General features: G+C 58.4%; 21 protein-coding genes, 2 tRNA genes and 3 pseudogenes. 16 read left to right on the plus strand and 10 right to left on the minus strand.

The genetic code is table 11. The annotated features are described in order from the left end of the window. Nucleotides 1-7 precede the first annotated feature (7 nt). Nucleotides 8-532, plus strand: coding sequence for a DUF2937 family protein (locus tag AC0IXS_RS22280; RefSeq protein WP_004879278.1), 525 nt, complete (start codon nucleotides 8-10; stop codon nucleotides 530-532). 167 nt (nucleotides 533-699) lie between these two features. Here AC0IXS_RS22280 and AC0IXS_RS22285 read toward each other — a convergent pair whose 3' ends face one another. The 3 genes from AC0IXS_RS22285 to AC0IXS_RS22295 form a co-directional block, all read right to left on the minus strand. After that, entirely contained in the window at nucleotides 700-1,422 is a 723-nt protein-coding gene (locus tag AC0IXS_RS22285) for a WbqC family protein (RefSeq protein WP_471825692.1), read from the minus strand. A gap of 196 nt (nucleotides 1,423-1,618) precedes the next feature. Beyond that, nucleotides 1,619-2,797: a vWA domain-containing protein gene (locus tag AC0IXS_RS22290; protein WP_004879282.1), complete on the minus strand. Its 1,179-nt coding sequence runs from the start codon at nucleotides 2,795-2,797 to the stop codon at nucleotides 1,619-1,621. A gap of 39 nt (nucleotides 2,798-2,836) precedes the next feature. Then, nucleotides 2,837-3,682 (minus strand): AAA family ATPase, encoded by an 846-nt coding sequence (locus AC0IXS_RS22295; RefSeq protein WP_004879284.1) that lies wholly within the window; start codon nucleotides 3,680-3,682, stop codon nucleotides 2,837-2,839. Nucleotides 3,683-3,884: 202 nt separating this feature from the next. On the opposite strand from AC0IXS_RS22295, the gene AC0IXS_RS22300 reads away from it, so the two are divergent. Together AC0IXS_RS22300 and AC0IXS_RS22305 are read left to right on the plus strand one after the other, a co-directional pair. Further along, on the plus strand, nucleotides 3,885-4,115 hold the full coding sequence (locus AC0IXS_RS22300) for a DUF4160 domain-containing protein (RefSeq protein ID WP_080665171.1): 231 nt from the start codon (nucleotides 3,885-3,887) through the stop codon (nucleotides 4,113-4,115). Then, nucleotides 4,112-4,597 carry a DUF2442 domain-containing protein gene (locus AC0IXS_RS22305; protein ID WP_471825694.1) on the plus strand — a complete coding sequence of 162 codons (486 nt, stop codon included), beginning with the start codon at nucleotides 4,112-4,114 and terminating at the stop codon, nucleotides 4,595-4,597. Before AC0IXS_RS22300 ends, AC0IXS_RS22305 begins: the two co-directional genes overlap by 4 nt. On the opposite strand, the gene AC0IXS_RS22310 is transcribed toward AC0IXS_RS22305, so the two are convergent. Next, the gene (locus AC0IXS_RS22310) at nucleotides 4,594-5,664 is read right to left on the minus strand and encodes an AsmA family protein (protein ID WP_471825696.1); all 1,071 of its coding nucleotides are present in this window, start codon (nucleotides 5,662-5,664) and stop codon (nucleotides 4,594-4,596) included. The genes AC0IXS_RS22305 and AC0IXS_RS22310 overlap by 4 nt on opposite strands. 126 nt (nucleotides 5,665-5,790) lie before the next feature. Here AC0IXS_RS22310 and cysK point away from each other — a divergent pair, with 126 nt between their 5' ends. The 4 genes and pseudogenes from cysK to AC0IXS_RS22330 all read left to right on the plus strand — a co-directional run. Beyond that, nucleotides 5,791-6,765 carry a cysteine synthase A gene (gene cysK, locus AC0IXS_RS22315; RefSeq protein ID WP_122667606.1) on the plus strand — a complete coding sequence of 325 codons (975 nt, stop codon included), beginning with the start codon at nucleotides 5,791-5,793 and terminating at the stop codon, nucleotides 6,763-6,765. Between the two features lie 166 nt (nucleotides 6,766-6,931). Beyond that, entirely contained in the window at nucleotides 6,932-7,870 is a 939-nt protein-coding gene (locus AC0IXS_RS22320) for an aspartyl/asparaginyl beta-hydroxylase domain-containing protein (protein WP_004879311.1), read from the plus strand. A 77-nt stretch (nucleotides 7,871-7,947) separates the two neighbouring features. Further along, a pseudogene (locus AC0IXS_RS22325) lies at nucleotides 7,948-8,109 on the plus strand (isocitrate dehydrogenase kinase/phosphatase AceK regulatory subunit); the annotation flags it as partial. Then, a pseudogene (locus AC0IXS_RS22330) lies at nucleotides 8,091-8,233 on the plus strand (isocitrate dehydrogenase kinase/phosphatase-domain containing protein); the annotation flags it as partial. The pseudogenes AC0IXS_RS22325 and AC0IXS_RS22330, both read left to right, overlap by 19 nt. A gap of 268 nt (nucleotides 8,234-8,501) precedes the next feature. Here AC0IXS_RS22330 and AC0IXS_RS22335 read toward each other — a convergent pair. Then, on the minus strand, nucleotides 8,502-11,975 hold the full coding sequence (locus AC0IXS_RS22335; RefSeq protein ID WP_471825699.1) for a hybrid sensor histidine kinase/response regulator: 3,474 nt from the start codon (nucleotides 11,973-11,975) through the stop codon (nucleotides 8,502-8,504). Between the two features lie 222 nt (nucleotides 11,976-12,197). On the opposite strand from AC0IXS_RS22335, the gene AC0IXS_RS22340 reads away from it, so the two are divergent. Further along, the gene (locus tag AC0IXS_RS22340; RefSeq protein ID WP_471825701.1) at nucleotides 12,198-14,072 is read left to right on the plus strand and encodes an MFS transporter; all 1,875 of its coding nucleotides are present in this window, start codon (nucleotides 12,198-12,200) and stop codon (nucleotides 14,070-14,072) included. Between the two features lie 181 nt (nucleotides 14,073-14,253). Here the strand turns inward: AC0IXS_RS22340 and AC0IXS_RS22345 are convergent, their stop codons facing one another. Beyond that, nucleotides 14,254-15,228: a bile acid:sodium symporter family protein gene (locus AC0IXS_RS22345; RefSeq protein WP_471825703.1), complete on the minus strand. Its 975-nt coding sequence runs from the start codon at nucleotides 15,226-15,228 to the stop codon at nucleotides 14,254-14,256. Between the two features lie 84 nt (nucleotides 15,229-15,312). Then, nucleotides 15,313-16,233, minus strand: coding sequence for a recombination-associated protein RdgC (rdgC, locus tag AC0IXS_RS22350; protein WP_004879325.1), 921 nt, complete (start codon nucleotides 16,231-16,233; stop codon nucleotides 15,313-15,315). A gap of 171 nt (nucleotides 16,234-16,404) precedes the next feature. Between rdgC and AC0IXS_RS22355 the strand changes: the two genes are divergently transcribed. Together AC0IXS_RS22355 and AC0IXS_RS22360 are read left to right on the plus strand one after the other, a co-directional pair. Continuing rightward, nucleotides 16,405-16,480: transfer RNA gene (locus tag AC0IXS_RS22355), tRNA-Val, on the plus strand. A gap of 21 nt (nucleotides 16,481-16,501) precedes the next feature. Further along, a tRNA-Asp gene (locus AC0IXS_RS22360) sits at nucleotides 16,502-16,578 on the plus strand. 189 nt (nucleotides 16,579-16,767) lie between these two features. Here the strand turns inward: AC0IXS_RS22360 and AC0IXS_RS22365 are convergent. Continuing rightward, a complete protein-coding gene (locus AC0IXS_RS22365; RefSeq protein WP_122667602.1) occupies nucleotides 16,768-17,583 on the minus strand; it encodes a DUF1868 domain-containing protein in 816 nt (271 codons plus the stop codon). 494 nt (nucleotides 17,584-18,077) lie between these two features. Between AC0IXS_RS22365 and AC0IXS_RS22370 the strand changes: the two genes are divergently transcribed. Then, nucleotides 18,078-18,434 (plus strand): hypothetical protein, encoded by a 357-nt coding sequence (locus AC0IXS_RS22370; RefSeq protein WP_413817170.1) that lies wholly within the window; start codon nucleotides 18,078-18,080, stop codon nucleotides 18,432-18,434. 120 nt (nucleotides 18,435-18,554) lie between these two features. Continuing rightward, complete coding sequence (locus AC0IXS_RS22375) at nucleotides 18,555-19,745, plus strand: CaiB/BaiF CoA transferase family protein (protein ID WP_057407773.1); 1,191 nt, start codon at nucleotides 18,555-18,557, stop codon at nucleotides 19,743-19,745. 66 nt (nucleotides 19,746-19,811) lie between these two features. Here the strand turns inward: AC0IXS_RS22375 and AC0IXS_RS22380 are convergent. After that, nucleotides 19,812-20,348, minus strand: a pseudogene (locus tag AC0IXS_RS22380) (hypothetical protein). A 667-nt stretch (nucleotides 20,349-21,015) separates the two neighbouring features. On the opposite strand from AC0IXS_RS22380, the gene AC0IXS_RS22385 reads away from it, so the two are divergent. The 4 genes from AC0IXS_RS22385 to AC0IXS_RS22400 all read left to right on the plus strand — a co-directional run bounded on the left by AC0IXS_RS22385 (nucleotide 21,016) and on the right by AC0IXS_RS22400 (nucleotide 23,411). Then, a complete protein-coding gene (locus AC0IXS_RS22385; protein WP_004879361.1) occupies nucleotides 21,016-21,783 on the plus strand; it encodes an FKBP-type peptidyl-prolyl cis-trans isomerase in 768 nt (255 codons plus the stop codon). 365 nt (nucleotides 21,784-22,148) lie between these two features. Beyond that, nucleotides 22,149-22,601 carry a YkvA family protein gene (locus tag AC0IXS_RS22390; RefSeq protein ID WP_004879364.1) on the plus strand — a complete coding sequence of 151 codons (453 nt, stop codon included), beginning with the start codon at nucleotides 22,149-22,151 and terminating at the stop codon, nucleotides 22,599-22,601. 94 nt (nucleotides 22,602-22,695) lie between these two features. Next, nucleotides 22,696-23,031 (plus strand): helix-turn-helix domain-containing protein, encoded by a 336-nt coding sequence (locus AC0IXS_RS22395; RefSeq protein WP_057407770.1) that lies wholly within the window; start codon nucleotides 22,696-22,698, stop codon nucleotides 23,029-23,031. Next, nucleotides 23,028-23,411: a hypothetical protein gene (locus tag AC0IXS_RS22400; protein WP_029241945.1), complete on the plus strand. Its 384-nt coding sequence runs from the start codon at nucleotides 23,028-23,030 to the stop codon at nucleotides 23,409-23,411. Before AC0IXS_RS22395 ends, AC0IXS_RS22400 begins: the two co-directional genes overlap by 4 nt. 82 nt (nucleotides 23,412-23,493) lie before the next feature. Here the strand turns inward: AC0IXS_RS22400 and AC0IXS_RS22405 are convergent, their stop codons facing one another. Beyond that, nucleotides 23,494-25,266 carry a bifunctional diguanylate cyclase/phosphodiesterase gene (locus AC0IXS_RS22405; RefSeq protein WP_057407768.1) on the minus strand — a complete coding sequence of 591 codons (1,773 nt, stop codon included), beginning with the start codon at nucleotides 25,264-25,266 and terminating at the stop codon, nucleotides 23,494-23,496. Between the last annotated feature and the right edge of the window lie 29 nt (nucleotides 25,267-25,295).

The raw sequence follows: 25,295 nt of genomic DNA on the forward strand, positions 1-25,295 counted from the left end.
GATGTTCATGCTGCGAAGTTATCTGCGATTGGTCCTGTTCACGGCGGGTCTGCTGTTTGGCGTTCAAGTGCCCGGCTTCATCAGTGACTACAGCAAGCGTGTAGAAGCGCACCTGATCGAAGCCCAGCAAGCGATCAAGGGCTACAACAACACCGCTGCGCAGTTCTTCAAGGGTGATATCCAGGCGCTGATTCAGCACTATCGCAGCAGTGAAGACCCGGTGTTTCGCAGCGATGCCGACAACATCGAGACCTTGCTGACCCGCACCCACGTGCTGGAGCGTCAGTGGCTGGGGCTGCAGGGACCGTGGTATTCGCGGGCCTTCTATGTCGCCACGTCGTCCGATCCCGATATCCGTCGCGAGACCTTCAACGGCTACACCTGGCAAGTCTTGCTGGCCCCTGAAGTCATCGCCTGGGGCATCATCAGCGCATTGCTGCTGGCGCTGGTGATCGAAAGCCTTGTGTTGTTGCTCGGCTGGGTCGTGAACGGCGGACGTCGCAAGCCGCAGTTGGAAAGAGACTGGCGCTAAGCGTCAGCCTGGTTCTCACCCAAACAGGAGAAAGCCCATGGGCAGCCTGGTATTGAACTGTGAGGTCGGCGTCCAGCGTATCCGCGCAGCCCTTGGCGAGTCGTCGGCTGAGTAGAGCTGCATCAAATTGTAAAACACCTGAAACATGGGTGATGCAGCTGGGCCGATCATGGGACGGCCCTTGTTTCATTGCGTATATAAGCCAGCACTGTTTCAGGATTGTTCCACATCAAGACGTCCAGTATCGAAAGATTCTCGATAAAGTCGAAAGGTGCCACCACGTTATAACTGAGTGAAGAGGGCTCCAGGAAGCGAAGTTCGATACCGCGTTCCTGCCATTCGCCAGGAACAAATATATCGCGGCCGCCCGTGGCGTTGATATATTGGCGAGCTTCCATCAAGGTGCTGATTTCCAGTGCCCACTGTCCTGCATGCTCAATGACTGGCAAGTCAAACTTCATCTCGGAACAGGTTTTCCAGTTGAACGGCAGACCCAGATAATCACACACCACTTTCAATGAGCGTGTATTCAAATCGCTGATATGAGTAATGGCCGGTGAGTCGAAGGTAAGGTCGATCAACTGTATCACCTGCCTGAAGTACGGCGCCTTGCAGCGGTAGTGTTCCAGCTGGTTTCTGATGCGTGTGTGGGCGGCGCTGCAATCGGTGATCGTGGCGTCCTTGATCAGCGTCCCGTCTCTGGCGCTGACCGGCACCTTTATGTATTGCCAGCCGCCGTAGCCGTCCAGTACCCGGTTGCGGTTCATCCAGCTCTTGCGTTTATATTTGACGATGTCGAAGACCAGGCCGCGCTCCACTGCGGCAATAAGCTGGAAGTAACCAATATAGGGAAAAAAATAAGGTTGCATGATCCCGAGCGTCTCAATCATAAGTAACCCGCGAAGTCGCGACGGTTGCTCAGGCAAAACGATGGAGTAACAGCAGAACGACTTACTCAGTCAGCACATGACCGTCTGAATGGATGTCAGAAACCTGAGCGTAGTTCGAAGTTACAAAATGAAAGTGCTGTTGGTCGGGTTGAAAAAAGCCAGTCGATGACTGGCTTTGTTTACATGTGATACCCGCTTATTTGGCCAGGTAGCGCATGCTTTCTTCCAGGCCGCGGAGTGTCAGCGGATACATGTGGTCTTCCACCAGATCGCGGACGATGTGGGTCGAGGCTGTGTAGCCCCACGTGTCTTTCGGGTAAGGATTGATCCAGACAATCTTCTTGAATTTGGCCATGAAACGCTGCATCCACACATAGCCTGCTTCTTCGTTCCAGTGCTCGACACTGCCGCCGGGCTGGGTGATTTCGTAAGGCGCCATCGAAGCGTCGCCGATGAAAATCACTTTGTAGTCCGCGCCGTACTTGTGCAACAGGTCCTGGGTCGAGGTCCGCTCCGAGCCGCGGCGCAGGTTGTTCTTCCACACCGATTCGTACACGAAATTGTGGAAGTAGAAATACTCCATGTGCTTGAACTCGGTCTTGCAGGCCGAGAACAGCTCTTCGCAGACCTTGACGTGTGCGTCCATCGAGCCGCCGATGTCGAACAGCAGCAGCAACTTGATGGTATTGCGCCGCTCGGGGCGCATCTGGATGTTCAGCAGGCCGGCATCGCGGGCGGTGTGGTCGATGGTGCCGTCGATGTCCAGCTCGTCCGCTGCGCCCTGACGAGCGAACTTGCGCAGGCGGCGCAAGGCAACCTTGATATTGCGCGTGCCCAGTTCCACCTGATCGTCCAGATTCTTGTATTCGCGCTGATCCCAGACCTTTACCGCCTTGCCCTTGCGTTCACCTGCGTCGCCGACCCGGATGCCTTCAGGGTTGTAACCGCCCGAGCCGAACGGGCTGGTGCCGCCGGTGCCGATCCATTTATTGCCACCGGCATGGCGTTCCTTCTGTTCTTCCAAACGTTTCTTGAACTCTTCGATCAACTTGTCGAGGCCGCCCAGTGACTGGATCTGCGCCCGTTCTTCTTCGCTCAGAGAGCGCTCGAACTCCTTGCGCAGCCAGTCTTCAGGGATCAGTGCCTGCAAGTGATCGTCGAGCTTTTCCAAGCCATTGAAGTAGGCCCCGAACGCCCGGTCGAACTTGTCGAAATGGCGCTCGTCCTTGACCAGAATCGTGCGTGCCAGAAAGTAGAACTCGTCAATGTCGGCAAAAATGACCCGCTGTTTCAGCGCATTGATCAGGTCCAGCAACTCGCGCAGGGACACCGGCACCTTGGCCGCGCGCATTTCGTTGAACAGGTTGAGCAGCATGGCTGTCGCCCTTTTTCGTAGCAGGGTAAATGAAGAGGATCAGCGATTGCCGCGACGGCTCATGAACGCCAGCCGTTCCAGCAATTGCACGTCCTGTTCGTTCTTGACCAGGGCGCCGGCCAGCGGCGGAATGGCCTTGGTCGGATCGCGCTCGCGCAGCACCGCTTCGCCGATGTTGTCGGCCATCAGCAGCTTGAGCCAGTCCACCAGTTCAGAGGTCGAAGGCTTTTTCTTCAGGCCAGGCACCTTGCGCACGTCGAAGAACACGTCCAGTGCTTCGCTGACCAGGTCTTTCTTGATAGTGGGATAGTGGACATCGACGATGCGCTGCAGCGTTGCGCGGTCCGGAAAGGCGATGTAATGAAAGAAGCAGCGACGCAGAAAGGCGTCCGGCAGCTCTTTTTCGTTGTTCGAGGTAATGATGATGATCGGGCGCTGCTTCGCCTTGATGGTCTCGTCGATTTCGTAAACGTAGAACTCCATCTTGTCGAGTTCCTGCAACAGATCGTTGGGAAACTCGATGTCGGCCTTGTCGATTTCGTCGATCAGCAGGATCACGCGCTCTTCGGACTCGAAGGCTTCCCAGAGCTTGCCCTTCTTCAAGTAGTTGCGCACGTCGTGAACCTTGTCCACGCCCAGTTGCGAGTCACGCAGGCGGCTGACGGCATCGTATTCGTAAAGCCCCTGATGGGCCTTGGTGGTCGACTTGATGTGCCAGGTGATCAAGCGGGCACCGAATGACTCGGCCAGTTGCTCGGCAAGCATGGTCTTGCCGGTGCCGGGCTCACCCTTGACCAGCAGCGGACGCTCCAGAGTAATCGCCGCGTTGACCGCAAGCTTAAGATCGTCGGTGGCGACGTATGCCGGGGTGCCTTCAAACTTCATCGATGAATCCTCTCGCAGACCATGCGCGGCGAAGAGCCCGCACGCTGTAATAGTGGCGAATATGCCCCGACTATAACGTGCGTACCGGACCCCTGTGAACGCAGACGCCCCATTCAGTTCTTGAATGGGGCGTCACGGTTTGACTGCGCAAAACTGTAACGCGGGCTTCAGGTATCGCTAATTTGGCGATACCATACGCGGCATGTCTACGAAGCACAGATTCAGGGATAAATACAGAATTCAGCTCAGGGAGAAAGATCATTTGCCACCGCACGTCCATTTGACTGGAGGTGGGCTGGATGTACTGATCGGTCTGGAAAGAATAGAAGTCCTGAAAGGTCACGCCCCGGCTGCTGTTTTGAAGGAAGCGCTCGAATGGATACGTATTCACCGTGAAGCACTGATGGAGGACTGGAGACGATGGCATCCATGAAACGACCCCGTCTCAAACATGTTCAGGCCTTGTCCGATTACCGTCTTGCCCTGACATTTATCAATGATCAGCAGTTGATACTCGATATGAGTCAGGACCTGCATGCCTGGCCAGGGCTTCATCCCTTGCAGGATCCCGATGCATTCGCCAGCGCGCAGGTGGGCGATGATGGCTGGACGGTCGAGTGGCCGGAGCCCGATATCCAGATAGGTGCGGACACGTTGTATCTTGACGCTCAGGCGCAGGCTGCAACTGATGAGAACACACGAATTTTCATAGGCTGGCGTGCGCGTACCGGTTTGCCCTTGTCGCAGGCCGCGCAAGCGCTGGGTGTCAGCACGCGCAGCATCACTCGTTACAGCAATGCGCGCGAAGCGACACCTCGTACACTGGCGCTCGCATGCCTTGGATGGGACGCGCTCCAGCGGCCCTCGAAGGCTGCCGAAAATACAGGCGTTTATCGTACGGACAAGAAAGACTAGGAATCCTTGCTGCTCTCATAACGCGCATTGAACGCCTGTACGAATGCGTTACGCAGAATCTGCCAGAACGCCTGAAGGCCGCTGATGTTCTGCTGGTTGACGCTGCCGCTCAGGTCGACACGGGTGGCGAACTGGTTCTGGCGCTGGTTTTTCAGTACCGTTTCGCTGGTACCGACCAGTGCTTCCCAGATCGAGCGAAACACGCCCTTGTCCTTGTCTTCGACGTCCTGGTGCCAGTTGAACACGTCGACGTTGCGCAGCAGCGGTTTGATGTAACCGCTCAACTGGCCTTTGTCGGCCTGAGCCTCGATCACGAGGTCACCGTTGCCCGCATTGAAGTCGAACTTGCCGTAGGCCGATGAGAAGTCATTGAGCCTTTTCAGCTGAATGCCGGTCGCTCTGAGGCGAAAGTCGAAATCCTGAAAGTTGTTGAACGGGTCGAAGCGGGCAGTGCTCTCCAGCTTGGCGTGCCCCAGCAGGCGCGCCTTGCCCTCGAAGCTGGCGTCACGATTGCCTTCGACATCCACCACATTGGTCAGGTTGTAGAAGCTGGCATTGACTTGGTCGGCCTCGATTTTCACCTTGGGCGTGGAGTTGAAGTTGTTGAAGGTGATCCGTCCGTTGCCGATGCGCACTTTGTTGAGGGTGACTGGCAGAAGCTTGTTCAACTGGGTGCGCCAGTCCGTGCCCTGACCAGTCTGGGAGGCCTGTTTGTTGTTGCCGCCATCGACAAAGTTGATTTCCGGGTCGATAAATAAAACCTCGGCGACGACGGCGTGGTCGTACCAGAGTGAATGCCAGCTGACCGCCAGCTCGATGATCGGCGCTTTCACGAACGGCACGGGCACTTTGCCGTCGACCTTGACGATGTTCAGCCCTTTGATCCGGTACGCACCCCGCCAAAGGGCCAGATCCACGTCAGTGACCTGACCGCGGTAATCACCCATGTCGGCGAGTTTGTCATTCAGGTAGTCACGCACCAGATAGGGCAGGGCGATGTTGATGCCGATCAGCAGAATGACCAGAGCGGCCAGCGTCCATAGCGGCCAACTGTAGCGACGTTTCATGACACGAGTCTCCGGTTGCAGTGAAGGGTTGACTGCGTTCGGCAGCATCGGTTCGGTGATACTGGACGCCCAACCGCTGGCGGCATAGGCTTTATTTATTTAACCGATGTGCACAAGGACATCTTCATGAGCCGTATTTACGCTGATAACGCCCATTCCATCGGCAACACGCCGCTGGTGCAGATCAACCGCATCGCACCGCGCGGTGTCACGATTCTGGCCAAGATCGAAGGGCGTAATCCGGGCTACTCGGTAAAGTGCCGCATCGGCGCCAACATGATCTGGGACGCTGAAAGCAGCGGCAAACTCAAGCCGGGCATGACCATCGTCGAGCCAACCTCTGGCAATACCGGTATTGGTCTGGCGTTCGTCGCGGCGGCGCGAGGCTACAAGCTGATACTGACCATGCCTGCCTCCATGAGCATAGAGCGTCGCAAGGTGCTCAAGGCACTGGGTGCCGAACTGGTCCTGACCGAGCCCGCCAAAGGCATGAAAGGTGCCATCGCCAAGGCTGAGGAATTGCTCGCTGGCAACCCTGAGCAGTACTTCATGCCCGGTCAGTTCGAGAACCCGGCCAACCCGGCGATTCACGAGAAGACCACCGGCCCTGAAATCTGGAACGACACCGACGGCGCAATCGACGTGCTGGTGGCGGGTGTGGGCACGGGCGGTACGATCACCGGCGTGTCGCGCTACATCAAGCACACCGCACGCAAGCCGATTTTGTCGGTGGCGGTCGAACCGGACGGCTCACCGATCATCACCCAGGCCATGGCCGGTGAGGAGATTAAGCCCAGTCCGCACAAGATTCAGGGCATCGGTGCAGGTTTCATCCCGAAAAACCTCGACCTGTCACTGGTCGACCGGGTTGAACGGGTGACCGATGACGAGTCCAAAGCCATGGCACGTCGCCTGATGCAGGAGGAGGGCATCCTGTGCGGTATTTCCTGTGGTGCGGCGATGGCCGCTGCCGTACGTCTGGCAGAGAAACCGGAAATGCAGGGCAAGACCATCGTGGTGATCCTGCCGGATTCCGGCGAACGCTACCTGTCGAGCATGTTGTTCAGCGACCTGTTCACTGACCAGGAGCTGTCGCAGTAACACATCTTGGGCAGTGCGTGCTTCATGCGGACGGTTCAAGGGTTTATGATGGCCACCTTTTCAGCGCCAGATGATCGTTACAGGTCATCTGGCGTTTCTGGTCCTTCACATTGACCGACTGTCGGCGTTACGTTCAGCGTTGTCTGCCCGCTCCAAGGAGAGTTTCATGACCCTTTCATTTGCTGCCAAGGCATTGATCCTGATGCTTTTCCTGGGCAGCACGCTGTACGTGCATCTGCGCGGGCAGGCCCGGTTGCCGTTGCTGCGTCAGTTCGTGAACCATTCGGCGCTGTTTGCGCCCTATAACGCGCTGATGTACCTGTTTTCCCGCGTGCCGTCCAAGCCATACCTGGATCGCAGCAAGTTTCCCGAACTCGATGTGCTCAAGGACAACTGGGAAACCATCCGTGATGAAGCGATGCACCTGTTCGACGAAGGCTATATCCGCGCCGCCGAGAAGAACAACGATGCCGGTTTCGGTTCGTTCTTCAAGAAAGGCTGGAAGCGTTTCTACCTGAAATGGTACGACAAGGCGCTGCCTTCGGCCGAAGCGCTGTGTCCGAAGACCGTTGCGCTGGTCAACAGCATTCCCAACGTCAAGGGTGCGATGTTTGCCCTGTTGCCGGGTGACAGCCACCTCAATCCACACCGCGACCCGTTTGCCGGTTCCCTGCGCTATCACCTGGGCCTTTCCACGCCCAACTCCGATGATTGCCGGATCTTCGTTGATGGCAAGGAATACTCGTGGCGTGACGGCGAAGACGTCATGTTCGACGAGACTTACGTGCACTGGGTCAAGAATGAAACGACCCAGACCCGCGTGATTCTGTTCTGCGACATCGAGCGTCCGCTGACCAACCGTCTGATGACCCGCCTGAACCGCAGCGTCAGCGCCTTTCTGGGCCGTGCCACCGCACCGCAGAACCTGGACGACGAGCGCGTCGGTGGCATCAATCAGGCGTACGCGTTCAGCAAGCGTTTCAGCGATACCTTCAGTGGCAAGGTCAAGCAGTTCAAACGCAGCAACCCCAAGGCCTACCGCGTGCTGCGCCCTGTGCTGGCGGTGCTGGTCCTGACCTTGTTGGGGTACTGGCTGTTCGGTTGAAGCAACGCCTGTCCAGATAGAGGTTGGCGCGGGTTACAGATTGATGCTCATGTGGAGGTCCTTCCATGTCGCAGCCTCAGACCCATGCCGATCTCGCGAACGATCTGCCGCGCCTCGATGCTCAAATGCATGCCAGCCTGGCGGACTGGGTGTGCAAGGACCCGGCGCTGACTGTCGAGCTGTTCTCGTCGGTGTTCTACCGCAACAAGGGTGCGTATCTGGTGGGACGGATCTCTACGATGACGACGAAATCTGCCCACTGATCGACGTCCACTTCCGGCTCATTCCGGAACCCGCGCCCCGGAGGATGAAATGGCTTCCGAGCCCTGGTATTCCGTCGGTCCGCTGGACGTGTTTCCCGTATAGTTTTCACCGTTTCTGTTTGCCGACATGACCCTGCGCCACATTCGAGAGCGGACGCGGAGCGTCCTGGGAGGCATTCCCACGCAGAGCGTGGGAACGATCAGATTGATGCGGCGCAGCGGCAGTTGATGGTTGTGATCAGTCCGCCTCTACACTGATCGTGCCCATCGCTCCGCGTGGGTATGCCGCCCGTGACGCTCCGCGTCACAAATGGCACAGATGCCGTAATGAGTGAGCCGAACACATGGCTCAATTCATCTTTTCGATCTCAACTCAAGCTCACATGCCGACTCAACAACGCGCGCAATGCCGCAGGCTTGACCGGCTTGGGCAGGTAGTCGAGCCCGGCGGCGTGCACTTGGGCGATGAGTTCAGGGCGTCCGTCGGCGCTGATCAACACGCCCGGTACCGGCTGGCCGAGGCGGGTTCTCAGCCAGGCCATCAGCTCGGTGCCGGTTTCTCCGTCGTCCAGGTGGTAGTCCACCAGCGCGATCTGCGGATGGACACCATTGTTCAGCAAGACCTCACATTCCTGACGATTGCGCGCAGTCCATACCTGACAGCCCCAGCGTGACAGCAGGCTGTCCATGCCGATCAGGATGCTGTCTTCGTTATCGACGCAGAGCACCTGTGTGCCATTCAAGGCCGGACGATTTATCTCCACCAGTTTGGCAGGTATCGGCGTCTGTGCCGACGCGAGCGGCACCTGCACGCTGAACACGCTACCTTTCCCGGTCCAGGAACGAACCTGCAACGGATGCTCGAGAATGCGACACAGGCCATCAGCAATCGCCAGACCCAGCCCAAGACCTTTGGCGGCGTGAGTCTGATGGCTGTCCAGACGCTTGAACTCTTCGAAAATCACCTGGCGCTTGTCTTCGGGAATACCCGGTCCGCGATCCCAGACCTCCAGGCTCAGGTGTTCACCCTGACGCCTCACACCCAGCAGGATCGGCCCGCTGGCATAACGAAATGCATTGGTCAGGAAGTTTTGCAGCACGCGGCGCAGCAGCTTGATATCGCTGTCCACCCGCAACGCACTGCCCCTGACCCGAAACTTCAGGCCTTGCTCCTGCGCCAGCGCCTTGAATTCCGCGCCGAGCGTGTCGAACAGCGCGTTGAGCGGGAAAGGCTGGCGGTCCGGGGCTATCTTGCCGTTCTCGATGCGCGAGATGTCCAGCAGGTCGCTGATCAGGTCTTCGGCTGAACGCAACGAGCTGTCCAGATGCTGGATCAACTGCTGGGCGTCGCTGGAAATGCCGTCTTCCTGATGCGAGAGCGCGGCGGAGAACAGGCGGGCGGCGTTCAACGGCTGCATCAGGTCATGGCTGACCGCTGCCAGAAAACGGGTCTTCGATTCGTTGGCCGCTTCGGCCGTGCCTTTGGCTTCGGTCAGTGCCTGGTTCAGTTGCGAGAGTTCCTGAGTACGTTCGGTCACTCGCTGCTCAAGGCTTTCATTGACGCCCTTGAGCGCCTGTTCGGCCGCGCGGAACGCGGTAATGTCGGTAAAACTCATGACAAAACCGCCACCCGGCATCGGATTGCCGATCAGCTCGATCACCTGCCCGTTGGGGAACAATCGCTCTGACGTGTGCGCCCGACCCTGCCGCATCCAGTGCAGACGCCGCGCGACGTGCACTTCGGCCTCACCGGGTCCGCACAATCCGCGTTCGGCGTTGTAGCGGATGATGTCGGCAATCGGTCGGCCCACGCCAATCAGGCCTTCCGGGTAATTGAACAGCTCCAGATAGCGATGATTCCAGGCCACCAGTCGCAGCGACTGATCGACCACGCTGATGCCCTGGGTAATGTTCTCGATGGCGCCTTGCAGCAGGGCACGGTTGAACTGCAGTACCTCGGAGGCTTCGTCGGCGATGCGCACCACGTCTTCGAGTTGCATGTCCCGGCCTTCGATGGCCGCCTTGACCACCGCACGGGTCGACGAGGTGCCGAGCACACCGGCCAGCAGGCGTTCGGTGTGGGCGATCCAGTCGCCCGTGGCGTTCTGGTTGGGGTTGAAACTCTTGCCCTGACGGTAGGCAAAACGGGTAAAGCTCTGTCGGGCGCGTTCTTCGCCGACAAAGCGTGCTGACAGGCTGAGCAGGTCCTCGATCTGCACCGCCAGCAATGGCCGCATGTAGGCGCGCCCCTGGGTTTCCTGACCGATGAAGCGACCTGCCTGCCAGTGCTCGGTCACCCGTGTGCGCGACAGCATCGACACCCAGGCGAACAGCGTGCAGTTGCCAGCCATCGACAGCAGTACGCCCTGGGTCATTGGCGTGATCGGCAAATCCAGCGGGTTGCTGTGCAGCCAGGCCAGCAACGGAAAAGCGTGCAGCGACCAGCCCATGCCGTGGGCAGCGACCGGCAGGACAAGCGTGTAGAACCAGATGAAAATCCCGGCAGCCAGACCCGCGAAAACTCCGCGGCGGTTGGCCTGCTTCCAGTACAGCGCGCCGAACATCGCGGGTGCGAGCTGGGTGATGGCCGCGAAGGCGATCTGGCCGATGGTCGCCAGGCTGGCGGTGGAACCGAGCATTCGATAACTGACGTAGGCGAGCAGCAGAATCATCACGATGCTGATACGGCGCACCGAGAGCATCCAGTGTCGGAACGCTTCGAACGGTCGCTCGGTGTTCTTGCGGCGCAGCAGCCATGGCAACAGCATGTCGTTGGAAATCATGGTCGAGAGGGCGACGCAGGCCACGATCACCATGCCGGTTGCAGCCGACGCGCCGCCGATGAATGCCAGCAGTGCCAGCGAAGGGTGTGCATGGGCCAGCGGCAGGCTGATCACGAAGGAGTCGGGCAGCATCGAGTCAGGCAGCAGCATCTGCCCGGCCAGCGCGATAGGCACCACGAACAGCGCGGCCAGCGCCAGATAGGCCGGAAACACCCACTTGGCCAGATTCAGATCCTGCGGCTCGATGTTCTCCACTACAGTGACGTGAAACTGCCGGGGCAGACAGACAATCGCCATCATCGCGACGCCAGTCTGCACGAACATCGACGGCCAGTTGATCGTGTCCTGCCAGTATTCTTCAAGGCGCGGCGCCAGCTTGGCCTGGTTGAACAAGTCATCGAAGCCGTCGTACAGCCCGAAGGTCACGAACACCCCCACAGCCATGAACGCGAACAGTTTCACCAGCGCCTCGAAGGCAATCGCCAGCACCATGCCGCGATGGTGCTCGGTCACGTCCAGATTGCGTGCACCGAACACGATGGTGAACAGCGCCAGAATCAGAGAAACCACCAGTGCCGTGTCCTGAGCGCGCGTGCCGGTGGAGTCGGCGACGGCACCGATCAGAATGTTGACCCCCAGCACGATGCCTTTCAGCTGCAGCGCAATGTACGGCAGCATGCCTATCAGGCAGATCAGCGCGACCATGACTGCCAGCGACTGGGACTTGCCGTAGCGCGCCGCAATGAAGTCGGCAATCGACGTGATGTTTTCCTGTTTGCTGATCAGCACCATCTTCTGCAGCACCCAGGGCGCCAGCACCATCAGCACGATCGGACCCAGATAAATCGGCAGGAACGACCACAGTTGTTCGGCCGCCTGACCCACGGCACCAAAAAACGTCCAGCTGGTGCAGTAAACCGCCAGCGACAGGCTGTAGACCCAGGCACGCATGGTCGGGCGCAGCGATGCGCTGTAGCGGTCGCCATAGAAGGCAATGGCAAACATGATTGCCATATAGGACAGGGCAACGGCGGCGATCAGCCCGCTGGACAGCGACATATCGGATTCCAGAATGTATCGACAACACGCAGTCTCGCACGACGGCTGCACTTCGTCTTTCTCGACCAAGGTCGAGCGTGGCGGGGTGTCGCAGCCGAGGCAATCGCCTCGGCGCGCTTCAAAGCAGGAAATATCCTATCGACATTCTCAGGCGTTGCGTCTTCAATGTGCCTCGGATTGGCGGCGACGCCAGTGTGCCCAAGCCTCTCAGGACCACGGACGATGAGCCAGCAGTCACAATTCAGCCTTCTAGGGAAGCGGCGCTTCCTGCCGTTTTTCGTTACGCAGTCCCTCGGGGCGTTCAATGACAATGTGTTCAAGCAGTCATTGATCCTCGCCATTCTTTATAAGCTGGCCATCGATGGAGATCGTTCGATCTACGTCAACCTGTGCGCCTTGCTGTTCATTCTGCCGTTCTTTCTGTTCTCGGCGCTGGCCGGGCAGTTCGGCGAAAAATACCCGAAGGACGCGCTGATCAGGATTATCAAGTTCGGTGAAATCGTGATCATGGCGGTGGGAGCCGCAGGCTTTCTGTTCAACCACCTGTGGATGCTGCTGGCGGCATTGTTCGCGATGGGCACGCATTCCGCGCTGTTCGGCCCGGTGAAGTATTCGATCCTGCCGCAGCACCTGCGCGAGACCGAGCTGGTCGGCGGCAACGCGCTGGTCGAGATGGGTACCTTTCTGGCGATTCTCGCAGGCACCATCAGTGCCGGGGTGATGATGTCTTCCACGCACTACGCCTGGATCGTCTCGGCGGCCATCGTACTGATCGCCTGCCTGGGCTTTCTGGCCAGTTTCGGTATCCCGAAGGCAGCGGCTGCCTCGCCTGAAATGAAGCTCAACTGGAATATCTTCACCCAGTCCTGGGCCACGCTGCGCATGGGGTTGGGCCAGACGCCTGCGGTGTCGCGCTCGATTGTCGGCAACTCATGGTTCTGGTTCGTCGGAGCGATCTATCTGACGCAAATCCCGGCGTACGCCCAGGAATGGATGTACGGCGATGAAACCGTGGTGACGCTGATCCTGACGGTTTTCTCGGTCGGCATCGCACTGGGTTCGTTGCTCTGCGAGCGCCTGTCCGGGCACAAGGTCGAGATCGGTCTGGTGCCGTTCGGCTCCATGGGGATCACGATTTTCGGTCTGCTGCTGTGGTGGCATTCGGGCGGCTTCCCGCAAAACGTACAGGCCAACGACTGGCTGGCTATCCTGAGTGACGGGCAAGGCTGGTGGGTGTTGTTCGACATCCTCGGCATCGGCGTTTTTGGCGGTTTCTATATCGTGCCGCTGTATGCCCTGATTCAGTCGCGCACTCCGGAAAAAGAGCGTTCACGGGTCATTGCGGCCAACAATATTCTCAACGCGCTGTTCATGGTGGTGTCGGCGATTGTCTCCATCCTGTTGCTCAGCTTCGCCAAGCTGACGATTCCACACCTGTTTCTGGTGGTGTCGTTGCTGAACGTGGCGGTCAACGTCTACATCTTCAGGATCGTGCCTGAGTTCACCATGCGCTTTCTGATCTGGCTGCTGGGTCATTCGATGTATCGGGTCGAGCACCGCAACCTGAACCTGATTCCCGATGAAGGCGCGGCGCTGCTGGTCTGCAACCACGTTTCATTTGTCGATGCACTGTTGATCGCGGGTTCGGTCAGACGGCCGATCCGTTTCGTCATGTACTACAAAATCTATCAATTGCCGGTGCTCAACTTCATCTTCCGCACGGCCGGCACCATTCCGATTGCCGGTCGTAACGAAGACATGGAAATCTACGAGCAGTCCTTCAAGCGCATTGCGCAATATCTGGCTGAGGGCGAGCTGGTATGCATCTTCCCGGAAGGCAAGCTCACCACCGATGGCGAGATCAGCGGCTTCAAGAGCGGCATGACGCGCATTCTTCAGGAAACGTCGGTGCCGGTGATCCCCATGGCCCTGCAGGGCTTGTGGGGCAGCTTCTTCAGTCGTGACCCGGAGAAGGGGTTGTTTCGCCGTCTGTGGTCACGCGTCGTGCTGGTGGCCGGTGCGCCTATCGCTGCAGATGCCGCCGCGCCGGTGGATGTGCGGGAGCAGGTGAAGGCGTTGAGAGGAGCGGGGCGGTAGGGTTTGCAGTCCGTTAACGGACTGTGGGAGGCGCAACCACGTCTTCGACGTAGCGCTGTCGCGCAGCAAACACCGGACCGTGGGAGGCGGCTTGCCGGCGATGAACGATGACGCGATTTTCCTGATACACCGCGTCGACTGCATCGCCGGCAAGCCGCCTCCCACGGGGGGATGTATTCAGTCAGACACTTTCGTTTGGTCCCGATTTGCGCGCTACCACCTCGCCTTCTTCCTCCGGCATCTTCCTGAAATACGTTGAGAGCAACGCACCGGAAATGTTGTGCCAGACGCTGAACAGCGCGCTCGGCACTGCCGCCAGTGGCGAGAAGTGGGCGCTGGCCAGTGCGGCGCCGAGCCCTGAGTTCTGCATGCCGACTTCCAGCGCCAGCGACTTGCGCTGTGGCAACGGCAGCTTGAACACCTTGCCGGTGAAGTAGCCCAGCACAAAGCCGAACGTATTGTGCAGAATCACCACAGCCATGATAAGCAGACCGGATTCGGCGATCTTCGCCTGACTGGCGGCGACCACCGCGCAGACGATCATCACGATGCTCACCACCGACACCAGCGGCAGCACGTCCACCGCGTAGCTGACCCGCGCGCCCAGCAGGCGCTGCGCCAGAACACCCAGCACGATCGGCAGCATCACCAGTTGCAGAATCGACCAGAACATATCCATGAAGGACACCGGCAACCAGGCCGACGCCAGGAACCAGATCAGGGTCGGGGTCAGCAGCGGAGCGAGCAGGGTGGTGACAGCGGCAATGGCCACCGCCAGCGCCAGATCACCCTTGGCCAGCCACGCCATGACGTTGGACGATGTGCCGCTCGGGCAGCAACCCACCAGAATCACACCGACTGCGATTTCGGGCGGCAGCTGGAACACTTTGCACAACAGCCATGCCACGCCGGGCATGATGACAAAGTGCGCGACCACACCCAGCGCCACGCGCCACGGGTTACGCGCCACTTCGGAGAAATCCTCGAGCTTCAGGGTCAGGCCCATGCCGAACATCACCAGACCCAGCAACGGAACGATCCAGCCTTTGAGGCCTATGAATACCTGAGGAAACACAAACGCCAGAATGGCGAACAGCAGCACCCAGTACGCAAAGGTGTTACCGACAAAACGACTCAAGGCGGCGAGGGCGCGCATGGTCTGCTCCTTCTTTTTATGAGTGCCAAATGAATGCGCCGTCTATCAAGACGGCGCCGTGCTTCGGTTCATTCGCGGGAGGTGTCAGATACCCTGAGGTATTTCTTCGCCGCCCAGCGCTTCGAACAGCTCTGGCAGGAACTCACCAAAGGTCAGCATCATCAGGGTGAAGCTGGCATCCAGTTGTCCCAGTGCCTCGTCGCCGCCGTCCTGTTCAGCCTGATCCTGCAACAGATCTTCGAACTTCAGACGCTTGACGACCATTTTGTCGTCCAGCACGAACGACAGTTTGTCCTGCCAGGCCAGCGACAGTTGAGTGACGACCTTGCCAGTGCTCAGGTGCAGCTGGATTTCATCGCCAGTCAGGTCCTGACGCTTGCAGCGCACGATGCCGCCGTCTTCGTGGGTGTCGCGCAATTCGCACTCGTCCAGCACGAAGAAGTTGTCGGCCGCTTTCTGGGTCTTGACCCAGTCGGTCATGGTCGCGCTTGGCGATACCTTGACGGTCAATGGGCGAACCGGCAGCGAGCCGATGACTTCGCGCAATGTCGACAGCAGGTCTTCGGCGCGTTTCGGGCTGGAAGCGTTGACCAGAATCAGGCCTTGCTTGGGCGCGATGGCGGCGAAGGTGGCCGAGCGACGAATAAAGGCGCGCGGCAGGAAAGCCTGGATGATTTCATCCTTGAGCTGATCACGTTCCTTCTTGTAGACCTTGCGCATCTGCTCGGCTTCGATCTCTTCGACCTTTTCCTTGAGCGCGTCACGTACGACGCTGCCCGGCAGAATGCGTTCTTCCTTGCGTGCGGCGATCAGCAGGAAGTCCTGGCTGACGTGTACCAATGGAGCCTCTTCGCCCTTGCCGAATGGCGCGACGAAACCGTAAGTGGTCAACTCCTGGCTGGCACAGGCGCGAGCCGGTTTGGTCGCCAGTGCAGTCTCCAGCGCCTCGGCGTCAAAAGGCAGATCCTGGGTCAGGCGATAGACAAGCAGGTTTTTGAACCACATGAGGTGAATCTCTCCTTCCATACAAAGGGGGGCATTATTCGCTGCTCTGCCTCCGGGGCCAAGCCTGCACGGAGCCTTTGTAAGCCTTTGGAAGGATTATAAAAATTATTTAAAAAATTACTTGCCAGAGTAAAGGTCGCTCCGTAGAATGCGCGCCACACCGAGAGTGAAGGGTGATTAGCTCAGCTGGGAGAGCAGCTGCCTTACAAGCAGCGGGTCGGCGGTTCGATCCCGTCATCACCCACCAAACTCTCTCTTAGTGTTACGCGCAGCGGTAGTTCAGTCGGTTAGAATACCGGCCTGTCACGCCGGGGGTCGCGGGTTCGAGTCCCGTCCGCTGCGCCATATTCAGCTTCAAGGCCCTTGAACTCCTTGAAGCAAAAAGAAAGCCCGCCTTGTGCGGGCTTTCTGCTTTCTGTCTTTCTACTATCTCCCTCCTTCAAGTCTCCAGAACTGCGATGAATCAACGCGCTGTGCTGCGGCGGATCACGGAATTTGCTGAAAGCGATGCGGTGTCTGTTCGAATCAGCGTGGTCAAATCGTTTCAGGCTGCTTGCCAATGGCGAACTTGTCATCGAACGTCAGCATGTCGTTGAAGGTGCAGAATCTGGGTGCATCCAGCGCGAACACCTCGAGGGTCTCGCGCAGGAACGTCAGGCATTTCTGCTGAACGGCTGCATACTCAAGGGTTTGTGCGTCGGTCATCCACTTCACCAGATAGCCCAATGAGATGTGAAACCCGTACTGATCATGATCCGGTGCGCGGATACCCAGGCGCTGAGCCAGGCGATCACGCAGGTCCCGGAGCTTCTTGTTTTCCTGCACGCTGGCCGGAACAAGCCGAATCGTGGCGCCGCTGTCCTTGTGAACATTGAAGTCGTCTACCTGCATCCGCAGCTCGAATTCATCGTCGAGATCGAAGTCAATCAAGCGTTCGGTGAAGTAATCCGTGCAGGCTTGAACACTGGCGTCTTTGGCGACCTCAACGGGCCAGAACGGCGGTTTGCGCTGTTCGTCGATCACGCCTTCGAAGACCGTCATGTGGTAGCTGGAGGGCGGCAGCAGGCTCAGGCACTGACTGAACTCTTGAGCGGCCAGTGTATTCCTGACAGTGGTGAGCGCGTCGCTCAGTGGTGTTCGCAACGGAATCTGACTGATGATCGTGTTCCCGGCGAACGGCCGCGCCTTGCCGTTCTCGAAGAATTTGCGATTGACGTCAGAGGGCCTGGTGCCCTTGTGCTGCGGCATTGTAAGCAGGGGCGACGCAGGCGAAGCGGCAAGTGCGACACCGGTGGTCATGGCACAGGCTTGAAGCAGGAACGCGCGGCGCAGCAGTTTTACGTTTGTCACGTAGGAGTTTCCATCAGTGCGTTCGGTAAAGGCTGGAATGGGAAGGTTCCAATTTTGCGCAGACCCTACCGGCGGTTAATGACGAGGACATGACGGGAACCGTTATTCGCGCCGCGAAGATAGCAGGTTTGTCGATGGCAGATAGACATGTCTTGATGAAATTCCTGATATCAATGACCTCATCAATACGGTTTTCTTATGCAGGTTAAAGTTTATCGATCCTGTCAGTTATCGATTCTGAGTGTTGTACGAATTGTCCGGGTGTTTTGTAATTGGTTGGTTATAAGTTAAAGCGCCTGTATTAAGCTTGATTTTCGCATTTCTCTGGTATTAGCTGCATTGCGTTGGCTGGCGCTTTCAAGGGCTGGCACTGAGTATGGATCGATTGTCTTATAGGAAATAATCGGTTCGTAAAAAATACATTTTATGTCGTTGGAAACTATAAAGGGATTTATATGAATAACTGTATCAAAGGACTACTGGTCTCGTGCGCCATGGCGGTTTCTGCCGGTGTCATGGCCTCTCCAGCGCTGCATACGGCGACCATTGATCAACAAGGTCGCGTCGTAGCGCAATCTTCTGCATGGATCAAGGCGGTGAAGCTGACCAATCAGAAAGATTACTTCGCAACTTATGAAGTTCTGTTCGCGGAAGGGCTGTTCAAACAGGCACCTGGTTTCTGCTCGGTGTCTTCGATTGATACCTCCGACTATGATCGTCTGTTATACGGTCACGCCAAGTTGGGCGGCGCGGCGACAACTGAAAAGGTCAATGTACTGGGCCTTATGGTGGGCAAGAATGAACCTGCCGGTGATTCGGCCATGAGTTTTCAACTGGCCTGCACTCAGTAAGTCAAGCGCGTAACAGGAGCCCCGCCATCGCGGGGCTTTTTGCCTGCTGTTGATCAGTGACTTTTCATTCCTTGCATTTGCGCGGATCATCCGGTGTTCTCGAACCAGAGTGGAAGCGTCATGAACTTACCTCTTCAGGGCATCAAGGTCGTAGAACTGGGGCAACTGATCGCCGGGCCGTTTGCTGCGAAAATCCTCGGCGAGTTCGGCGCGGAGGTTATCAAGGTCGAGCCGCCGCTGACAGGCGACCCGCTGCGTAAATGGCGTTTGCTGCACAACGGCACGTCAGTGTGGTGGGCGGTGCAGTCACGTAACAAGAAGTCGGTCACCCTCGATCTGCGTCAGCCGCAGGCGCAGGAAGCGGTTCGCCGTCTGATTCGCGATGCCGACGTACTCATCGAAAACTTCCGGCCTGGCACGCTGGAAAGCTGGGGGCTGAGCTGGGAAGAACTGCACACGCTCAATCCACGACTGATCATGCTAAGGGTTTCCGGTTACGGGCAGACCGGACCCTACCGTGACCGACCGGGATTCGGGGTGATAGGCGAAGCCATGGGCGGCCTGCGGCATCTATCGGGCGAAGCAGGGCGTACGCCGGTTCGGGTCGGTGTGTCGATCGGCGATTCTCTGTCGGCGCTGCACGGGGTGATCGGTATTCTGCTCGCGCTACGTCACCGCGATCAGAATGGCGGGGCAGGGCAGCAGATCGACGTTGCGCTGTACGAGTCGGTGTTCAACATGATGGAAAGCCTGATTCCCGAATATTCAGTGTTCAACGTCGTTCGCGAGCCTGCTGGCAGCAGCATGCCGGGCATCGCCCCCACCAATGCCTATCGCTGCAATGACGGCAAATACGCGCTCGTGGCAGGCAACGGCGACAGCATCTATAGAAGGCTGATGGAAAAGATTGGCCGCATGGACCTCGCCAATGACCCCGACCTTGCCCATAACGATGGTCGGGTGCGGCATGTGGCGCGGATCGATGCAGCGATCTCGACATGGACCGCCGAGCGTTCGCTGGACGAAGTGCTCAATGCCTTGAATGAGGCGCGGATCCCGGCAGGCAAGATCTACGACGCCGCCGACATCGCCAGCGACCCCCACTATCTGGCGCGGGACATGCTGTTGCAAAGCACCCTGGACGACGGCACACCTGTAACGCTGCCGGGCATTCTGCCCAAACTGCAGGACACGCCGGGCCAGGTTCGCTCGGCGGCTCCGACCCTTGGCGAACACACGGATACGGTACTGGAAGCGCACGGCATTGACGCCGATACCCGGGCGCAGTGGCGCAAGCTCGGGATCATCTGACGGTTTCATCACCGATCTGAACCTGATCGAGATGTCCGAGCCCATGCCGGCCGCGCAACGATCAACTCAGGCCTGACACCCTCCCTTGTCATAGCTGCCTGGTTTTGCAATGAACGCTTTCGCGGCATTCGATTTTGTAAGGATATAAGCGCGGCGTCATGGCTGATCGTCAATGAGCTTCCAGCGATGGCCAAGTCCCGTGGTGTCCTGTGCGAGCAAGACTTCGCCGGGGTGCAGTACGAAGTTTTCACCACCAGTGGTGGAAAACTCCAGCGTGCCCGACAGCGTGATCACGTACTGCTCCTGTGGCGCTGGATGCCAGTCATAGGTTGCATGCGCCGGTGTTTCCTTGAAGTTGAGTGCGCTCACATCCGCCACTGCGCTCTGATCCAGCGTTCCCTGGATAACGTGCGACAGGTTGTCGGGACCTGTGCATAACCTGAAGGCCTTGATGCCTTGCGCTGGCGGTGCAGGTGATGCGGTGGCAAATGCTCCGCTACTCATAGGCAGCAGGATCGCTGCAGCGAGAACGGCCCACTGGCATGTGGGTTTGCGAGATAAGCGAGCCGGGGCCTTGGAAGTCGAGCATTGCTGATGTTGCATAGGGCCTACCTGATAGCTGAAAACTGCATGAAGCCTCGGGCGTCGATCGATGGCCGTGGCAGTTCAGGGCAGTGATGCCCCGCGCAGAGAATCGAACCACATCGCAGTAAAGTTAAAAATTATCTTTAATTTCATGTCGCTTTTCATATCAAGCGGTTGTCGGGATGCCGATTGGAAGCGACTGCGAGCCCCGTTGATGAACCCGGCGTTCCAGCACCGCGCATCGAGCCCGTCGCGATCTGCATCGACCCCGGCGGGTATGCACTCATCGCTCTGCGTGGGAATGCCTCTCAGGACGCTCCGCGTCCGCTCTTGAATGTGGCGCTGATGCGCGCCCAAGCTTGAGCGTTATCCACTTCATGCGCTCGGCTCACTGAATCCTCAATCTGTGCCATGTGTGACGCGGAGCGTCACGGGCGGCATGCCCACGCGGAGCGATGGGCACGATCAGTGTTGAGGCTGACTTGTGTATAACGATGAGCGGGTATGCACAAGATTCCAGAGCTGAACTGCAACTGAACGCTCAGGTGTCAAACCGGTAAAACCTTTGGATACCTGAACTTATCGGCCTTTTGTCTCTCTGATGCCGGTAGCCATTGATCGCGGCGGCCTGATAAGCTCGCGGCTTTACTCGTTTGCCCTTTTGGCGCATGAACAAGGAATTAGCATGAAACAGCATCGGTTGGCAGCGGCGATTGCCCTGGTCGGTCTGGTACTCGCAGGTTGTGACAAGCAAGCCAGCACTGTCGAGCTGAAAACTCCGGCACAAAAAGCGTCTTATGGCATAGGTCTGAACATGGGCAAAAGCCTGGCTCAGGAAGGCATGGATGATCTGGATTCCAAGGCTGTGGCCCTGGGTATCGAAGACGCTGTCGGCAAGAAAGATCAGAAACTGAAAGACGAAGAACTGGTTGAAGCTTTCGCCGCGCTGCAGAAGCGTGCCGAAGAGCGTATGGCCAAGATGAGTGAAGAGTCGGCAGCGGCCGGCAAGAAATTCCTCGAAGAAAACGGCAAGAAAGAAGGTGTCGTCACCACCGCTTCGGGTCTGCAGTATCAGATCATCAAGAAGGGTGATGGCGCTCAGCCCAAGCCGACTGATGTCGTGACCGTTCATTACGAAGGCAAGCTGACTGACGGCAAGGTGTTCGACAGCTCCGTCGAGCGCGGCAGCCCGATCGATCTGCCGGTTGGCGGTGTGATCCCGGGTTGGGTTGAAGGCCTGCAACTGATGCACGTAGGCGAGAAGATCAAACTCTTCATCCCTAGCGACCTGGCTTACGGTGCGCAGAGCCCGAGCCCGCTGATCCCTGCCAACTCGGTTCTGGTCTTCGACCTGGAACTGCTGGGCATCAAGGATCCGGCAGCTGCTCAGGCGCCTGATGCAGATGAAGAAGAGGCGGCTCCGGCCAAACCGGCTGCTCCCGCCAAGAAGTAACGCAACACCTGGCTACTGAAAACGCCCTGTCTCGACAGGGCGTTTTTGTGTGTGGGTTATTTGCCGAACGCTTGGCGGCGCTTACAGTCCCACTATCATGATCGTGAGAGGAATATTGTCTGACAGTCCGTTTTGCCTGATGGGCTAGCCTCAACAGTGTTCCCAAGTCAACGAATTCGTGGGTTTTTTTATGTGAGTAAAAAACGCCCGATCTAACCCAAAGCCCCTGAAAACGGGGACTTCAAGGTGAAAAAGGGCGGCTGTTCACAAGGTTATCCACAACAAATGTGGATAACCTTGTGGCATCCCCACCGGCAGGTTATCGAACCGATGTGCACCGTCACCTTTTCTGAGCGGGAGTGAACATGAAAGCACCGTGGAACCTGATCCGTTACCTGCCAGGAGCGCGCCGGCTTCTCGCGGCCGGGCGATTGCCGGGGCTGCTGTTCGCCGTGGCGCGCAAGGGCAACAGTGAAGGCAGTCGTCTGGGCAAGCTCAAGGATGACCTGCGCCTTCTCCAGAGCCTGTGCCTGGCTTACTGGCGCGGTGAGTACCGTGACATCAGCCCCAAGGCCATTCTGTCCATCGTGGCGGGCCTGATGTACTTCCTCAGTCCACTGGATGCGATACCCGACTGGATTCCGGGGCTGGGGATGTTCGACGACATCGCCGTGCTGGCCTGGGTGATGAAGCACCTGACCGACGAACTCGACGCGTTCCGCGCCTGGCGTGATCAGCAGCCACCTGAAAAACTGGTGGTGGTCGAGCGGCTGCCCGAAACCCAGGCATTGCTGGAGAAAGAGAAACGCATCGAGTGAAGCGTTTGAGCCGGCCGTAGCGTTCCGCTGTTAAGATGCCACTCTATGGAAGCAGGTCTTTCCAACATGTGGTGTTTTCCTGCAAGGGGAGTCTATGGATCTTCAAGTGATATCTCGTGATGGTGAGCCGGAGTACGCAGTCCTCCCCTGGGCTCAATATCAGGCGCTGCTCAAAGCCGCTGGCTTTGCCGAAAAGCCCCGCCCCGAGACTGCTCAGCCAGCACCTGAAGTTGCTGAACATCCTGCGTTCGACCAGTTGGGTGCGTTGCGCACTGCCAAGGGCCTGGAAGTCGCCACGCTGGCACGCGCGGTCGGTATCAGCCCTTCATACCTGGAATTGATCGAAAACGGCACGCGTGAACCCGACGCGGCCATCAAGCGCAGCCTTGCATGGGAGCTGGGCGTGCCGGGCTGGCGGGGTGAGTCATGAGCGTGCGCATCAGTCGTCAGCATTGGGACGGATTGCTGAACGAGCTGAACCATGCTCGCCGTCAGCGGCATCTGGTGACCTACCGTGCCTTGCTGGAGCGTTTGCAGTTCCCGAGTCCGGCCATGCAGACACTGACCGCAGCGCTCGAGCATCTGGCCGCCATGGATGCCCGTGCCGAACAGCCACTGCGCAGTTCACTGGTGATCAGCCAGGGCGCAAGCCGCCTGCCACGTCCCGGCTTCTTCGAATGTGTCGAACGACTGGGCCGCTTCTCCGGCCCGTCCGACGGCGTGGCTGCCGCGTCATGGCACGCCGCCGAAGTAGTACGGGTATTCGAGTACAGCTATCCGGAAGTGGAAGTGCAGGCGGGAAGCGTTTGATTGGCAGCTTTCAAGCGCAGGGCTTATCGGACTTCTAGCCTGTGCCAAATGTGACGACGCTCTCCGCGCGCCTCTTAATACCTCACGCATCCACCAGCAGATCCAGTCGCGACGAGTCGATGACATGAATGCTGGCGCCCGCCACGTCCTTGGCGAAGTGCTTGGCCTGCGAGGCCAGGTCGGCCAGTTGGCTGGCGTTGATCTGAGCGCAGCTCTCTTCCCGCAGATGCACCACTCCAATCGACAGTGACAGCAGCGCAAACTCCTGACGCTGTCCCTGCCGGTTGAGTGCGACGAAGCAGCCGGCTTCCAGGTGTTCGGCCCGGTAGAAGCGGCGGCACTGGTTCTGGAAATCCTCAAGTAGGTTGTTCAGGCGCCTTTCCCAGTCCTCGAAACCCAGCACCATCAGAAAATCATCTCCGCCGATATGGCCGACGAAGTCCCTGCTCGGATCCACCCGGTCATTGAGGCATTGCGCCAGACACAGCAGCACTTCATCACCGCGTGCATAGCCATAGATGTCGTTGAAGGGCTTGAAGCTGTCGATGTCCACGTAACAGATCATCGACTCGCGACCTTGCTGCAACAGGCGTGTCAGGCACTGCTGAATCGGCACGTTGCCCGGCAGCAGGGTCAGTGGGTTGGCGTAGCGCGCCTGCTGGATCTTCATCTCGGTGATCAACTTGAGCACGTCGATTACCCGGCCCAGCCCCAGATAAGCGCCGTTGAGGGTGATGATGAAATCCTCTTCGATGCGCTGCCGCGCCCGACTGGTAAGCAGGCGGCTGACCTGCTGCAGCGACTGGCTGACTTCCACGGCCAGAAAATCATCGCTCATCAAACGGCTGATCGGCTTTCGGGCGAACAGCTCGGTGCCAAACGGCTTCAGCAGGGCTTCTGAGAGCGAATGGCGATGGACGATACCGCAAGGTCTTGCATCGTCGTCCAGCACAGCCAGTGAGTTGAGGTTGGCCTGCTTGCGAAAGGCTTCCAGTACATCAGCCGTCGGGGTCGACTGACTCACTGAAGGCTGTGGACTGAGCAGGGCAGAGAGGTCGGCCGCGTCCTCGTTCAGTGCCGGTGGCGGTGCTTCTGCCTTGGGCAGCATGGCGCGGGTGTCGCGTGACGGGCGTTCCTGAGGACGTGCCAGCAGGTAGCCCTGCACCAGATCCACGCCCATGTCGGTCAGGGCCGCGAGTTCTTCGGGCAGCTCGATGCCTTCGGCGATCACGATGGCTCTGGACGCTCTGGCCATTTGCAGCATGGAGCCGACAAACTCGCGCTTCACGGCGTCCTGGTGAATGCCGTCGATGAAGTGCCGGTCGATCTTCACGTAATCCGGGCGCAGCTCTGACCACAGCCGCAGACTGGAATAGCCCGCGCCCAGATCGTCCAGTGCGATGGAAAACCCCATGTCCCGATAATGATGCAGTGCGTTGTAGAGCAGATCGAAATCGTCGGTCGGCATCTGCTCGGTCAATTCGATCACCACGTTCTTGGGTGCGATGTTGTAGCGACGCAGCATTTCAAGCGTGCGGCCCGGCGGGTGCGAGGCTTCAAGCAGCGATTCTGGCGACACGTTGAGGAACAGCTTGCCGGGCAACTGCTGCTGGCTGAACCGACGACAGGCGCTTTCGCGGCAGGTCAGTTCCAGCTCACTCAGACGACCGGCCTGGCGGGCAACCGCGAAGAGATTCAGAGGCGAATGCAGCGGGCTGTTGGACGGGCCTCGGGTCAACGCCTCGTAACCCAGAATGCTGCGCTCCGAGAGCGAGACAATTGGCTGAAACAGGCTGTGCAAGTCGCCACGAGCCAGAATGGAACTCAGTGCGCCCAGCTGTTCAGTTACAGTCATGATGGTCTCGATGGCAATAAAAAGGGCTG

The sequence above is a fragment of the Pseudomonas sp. AC016 genome, assembly GCF_979253365.1.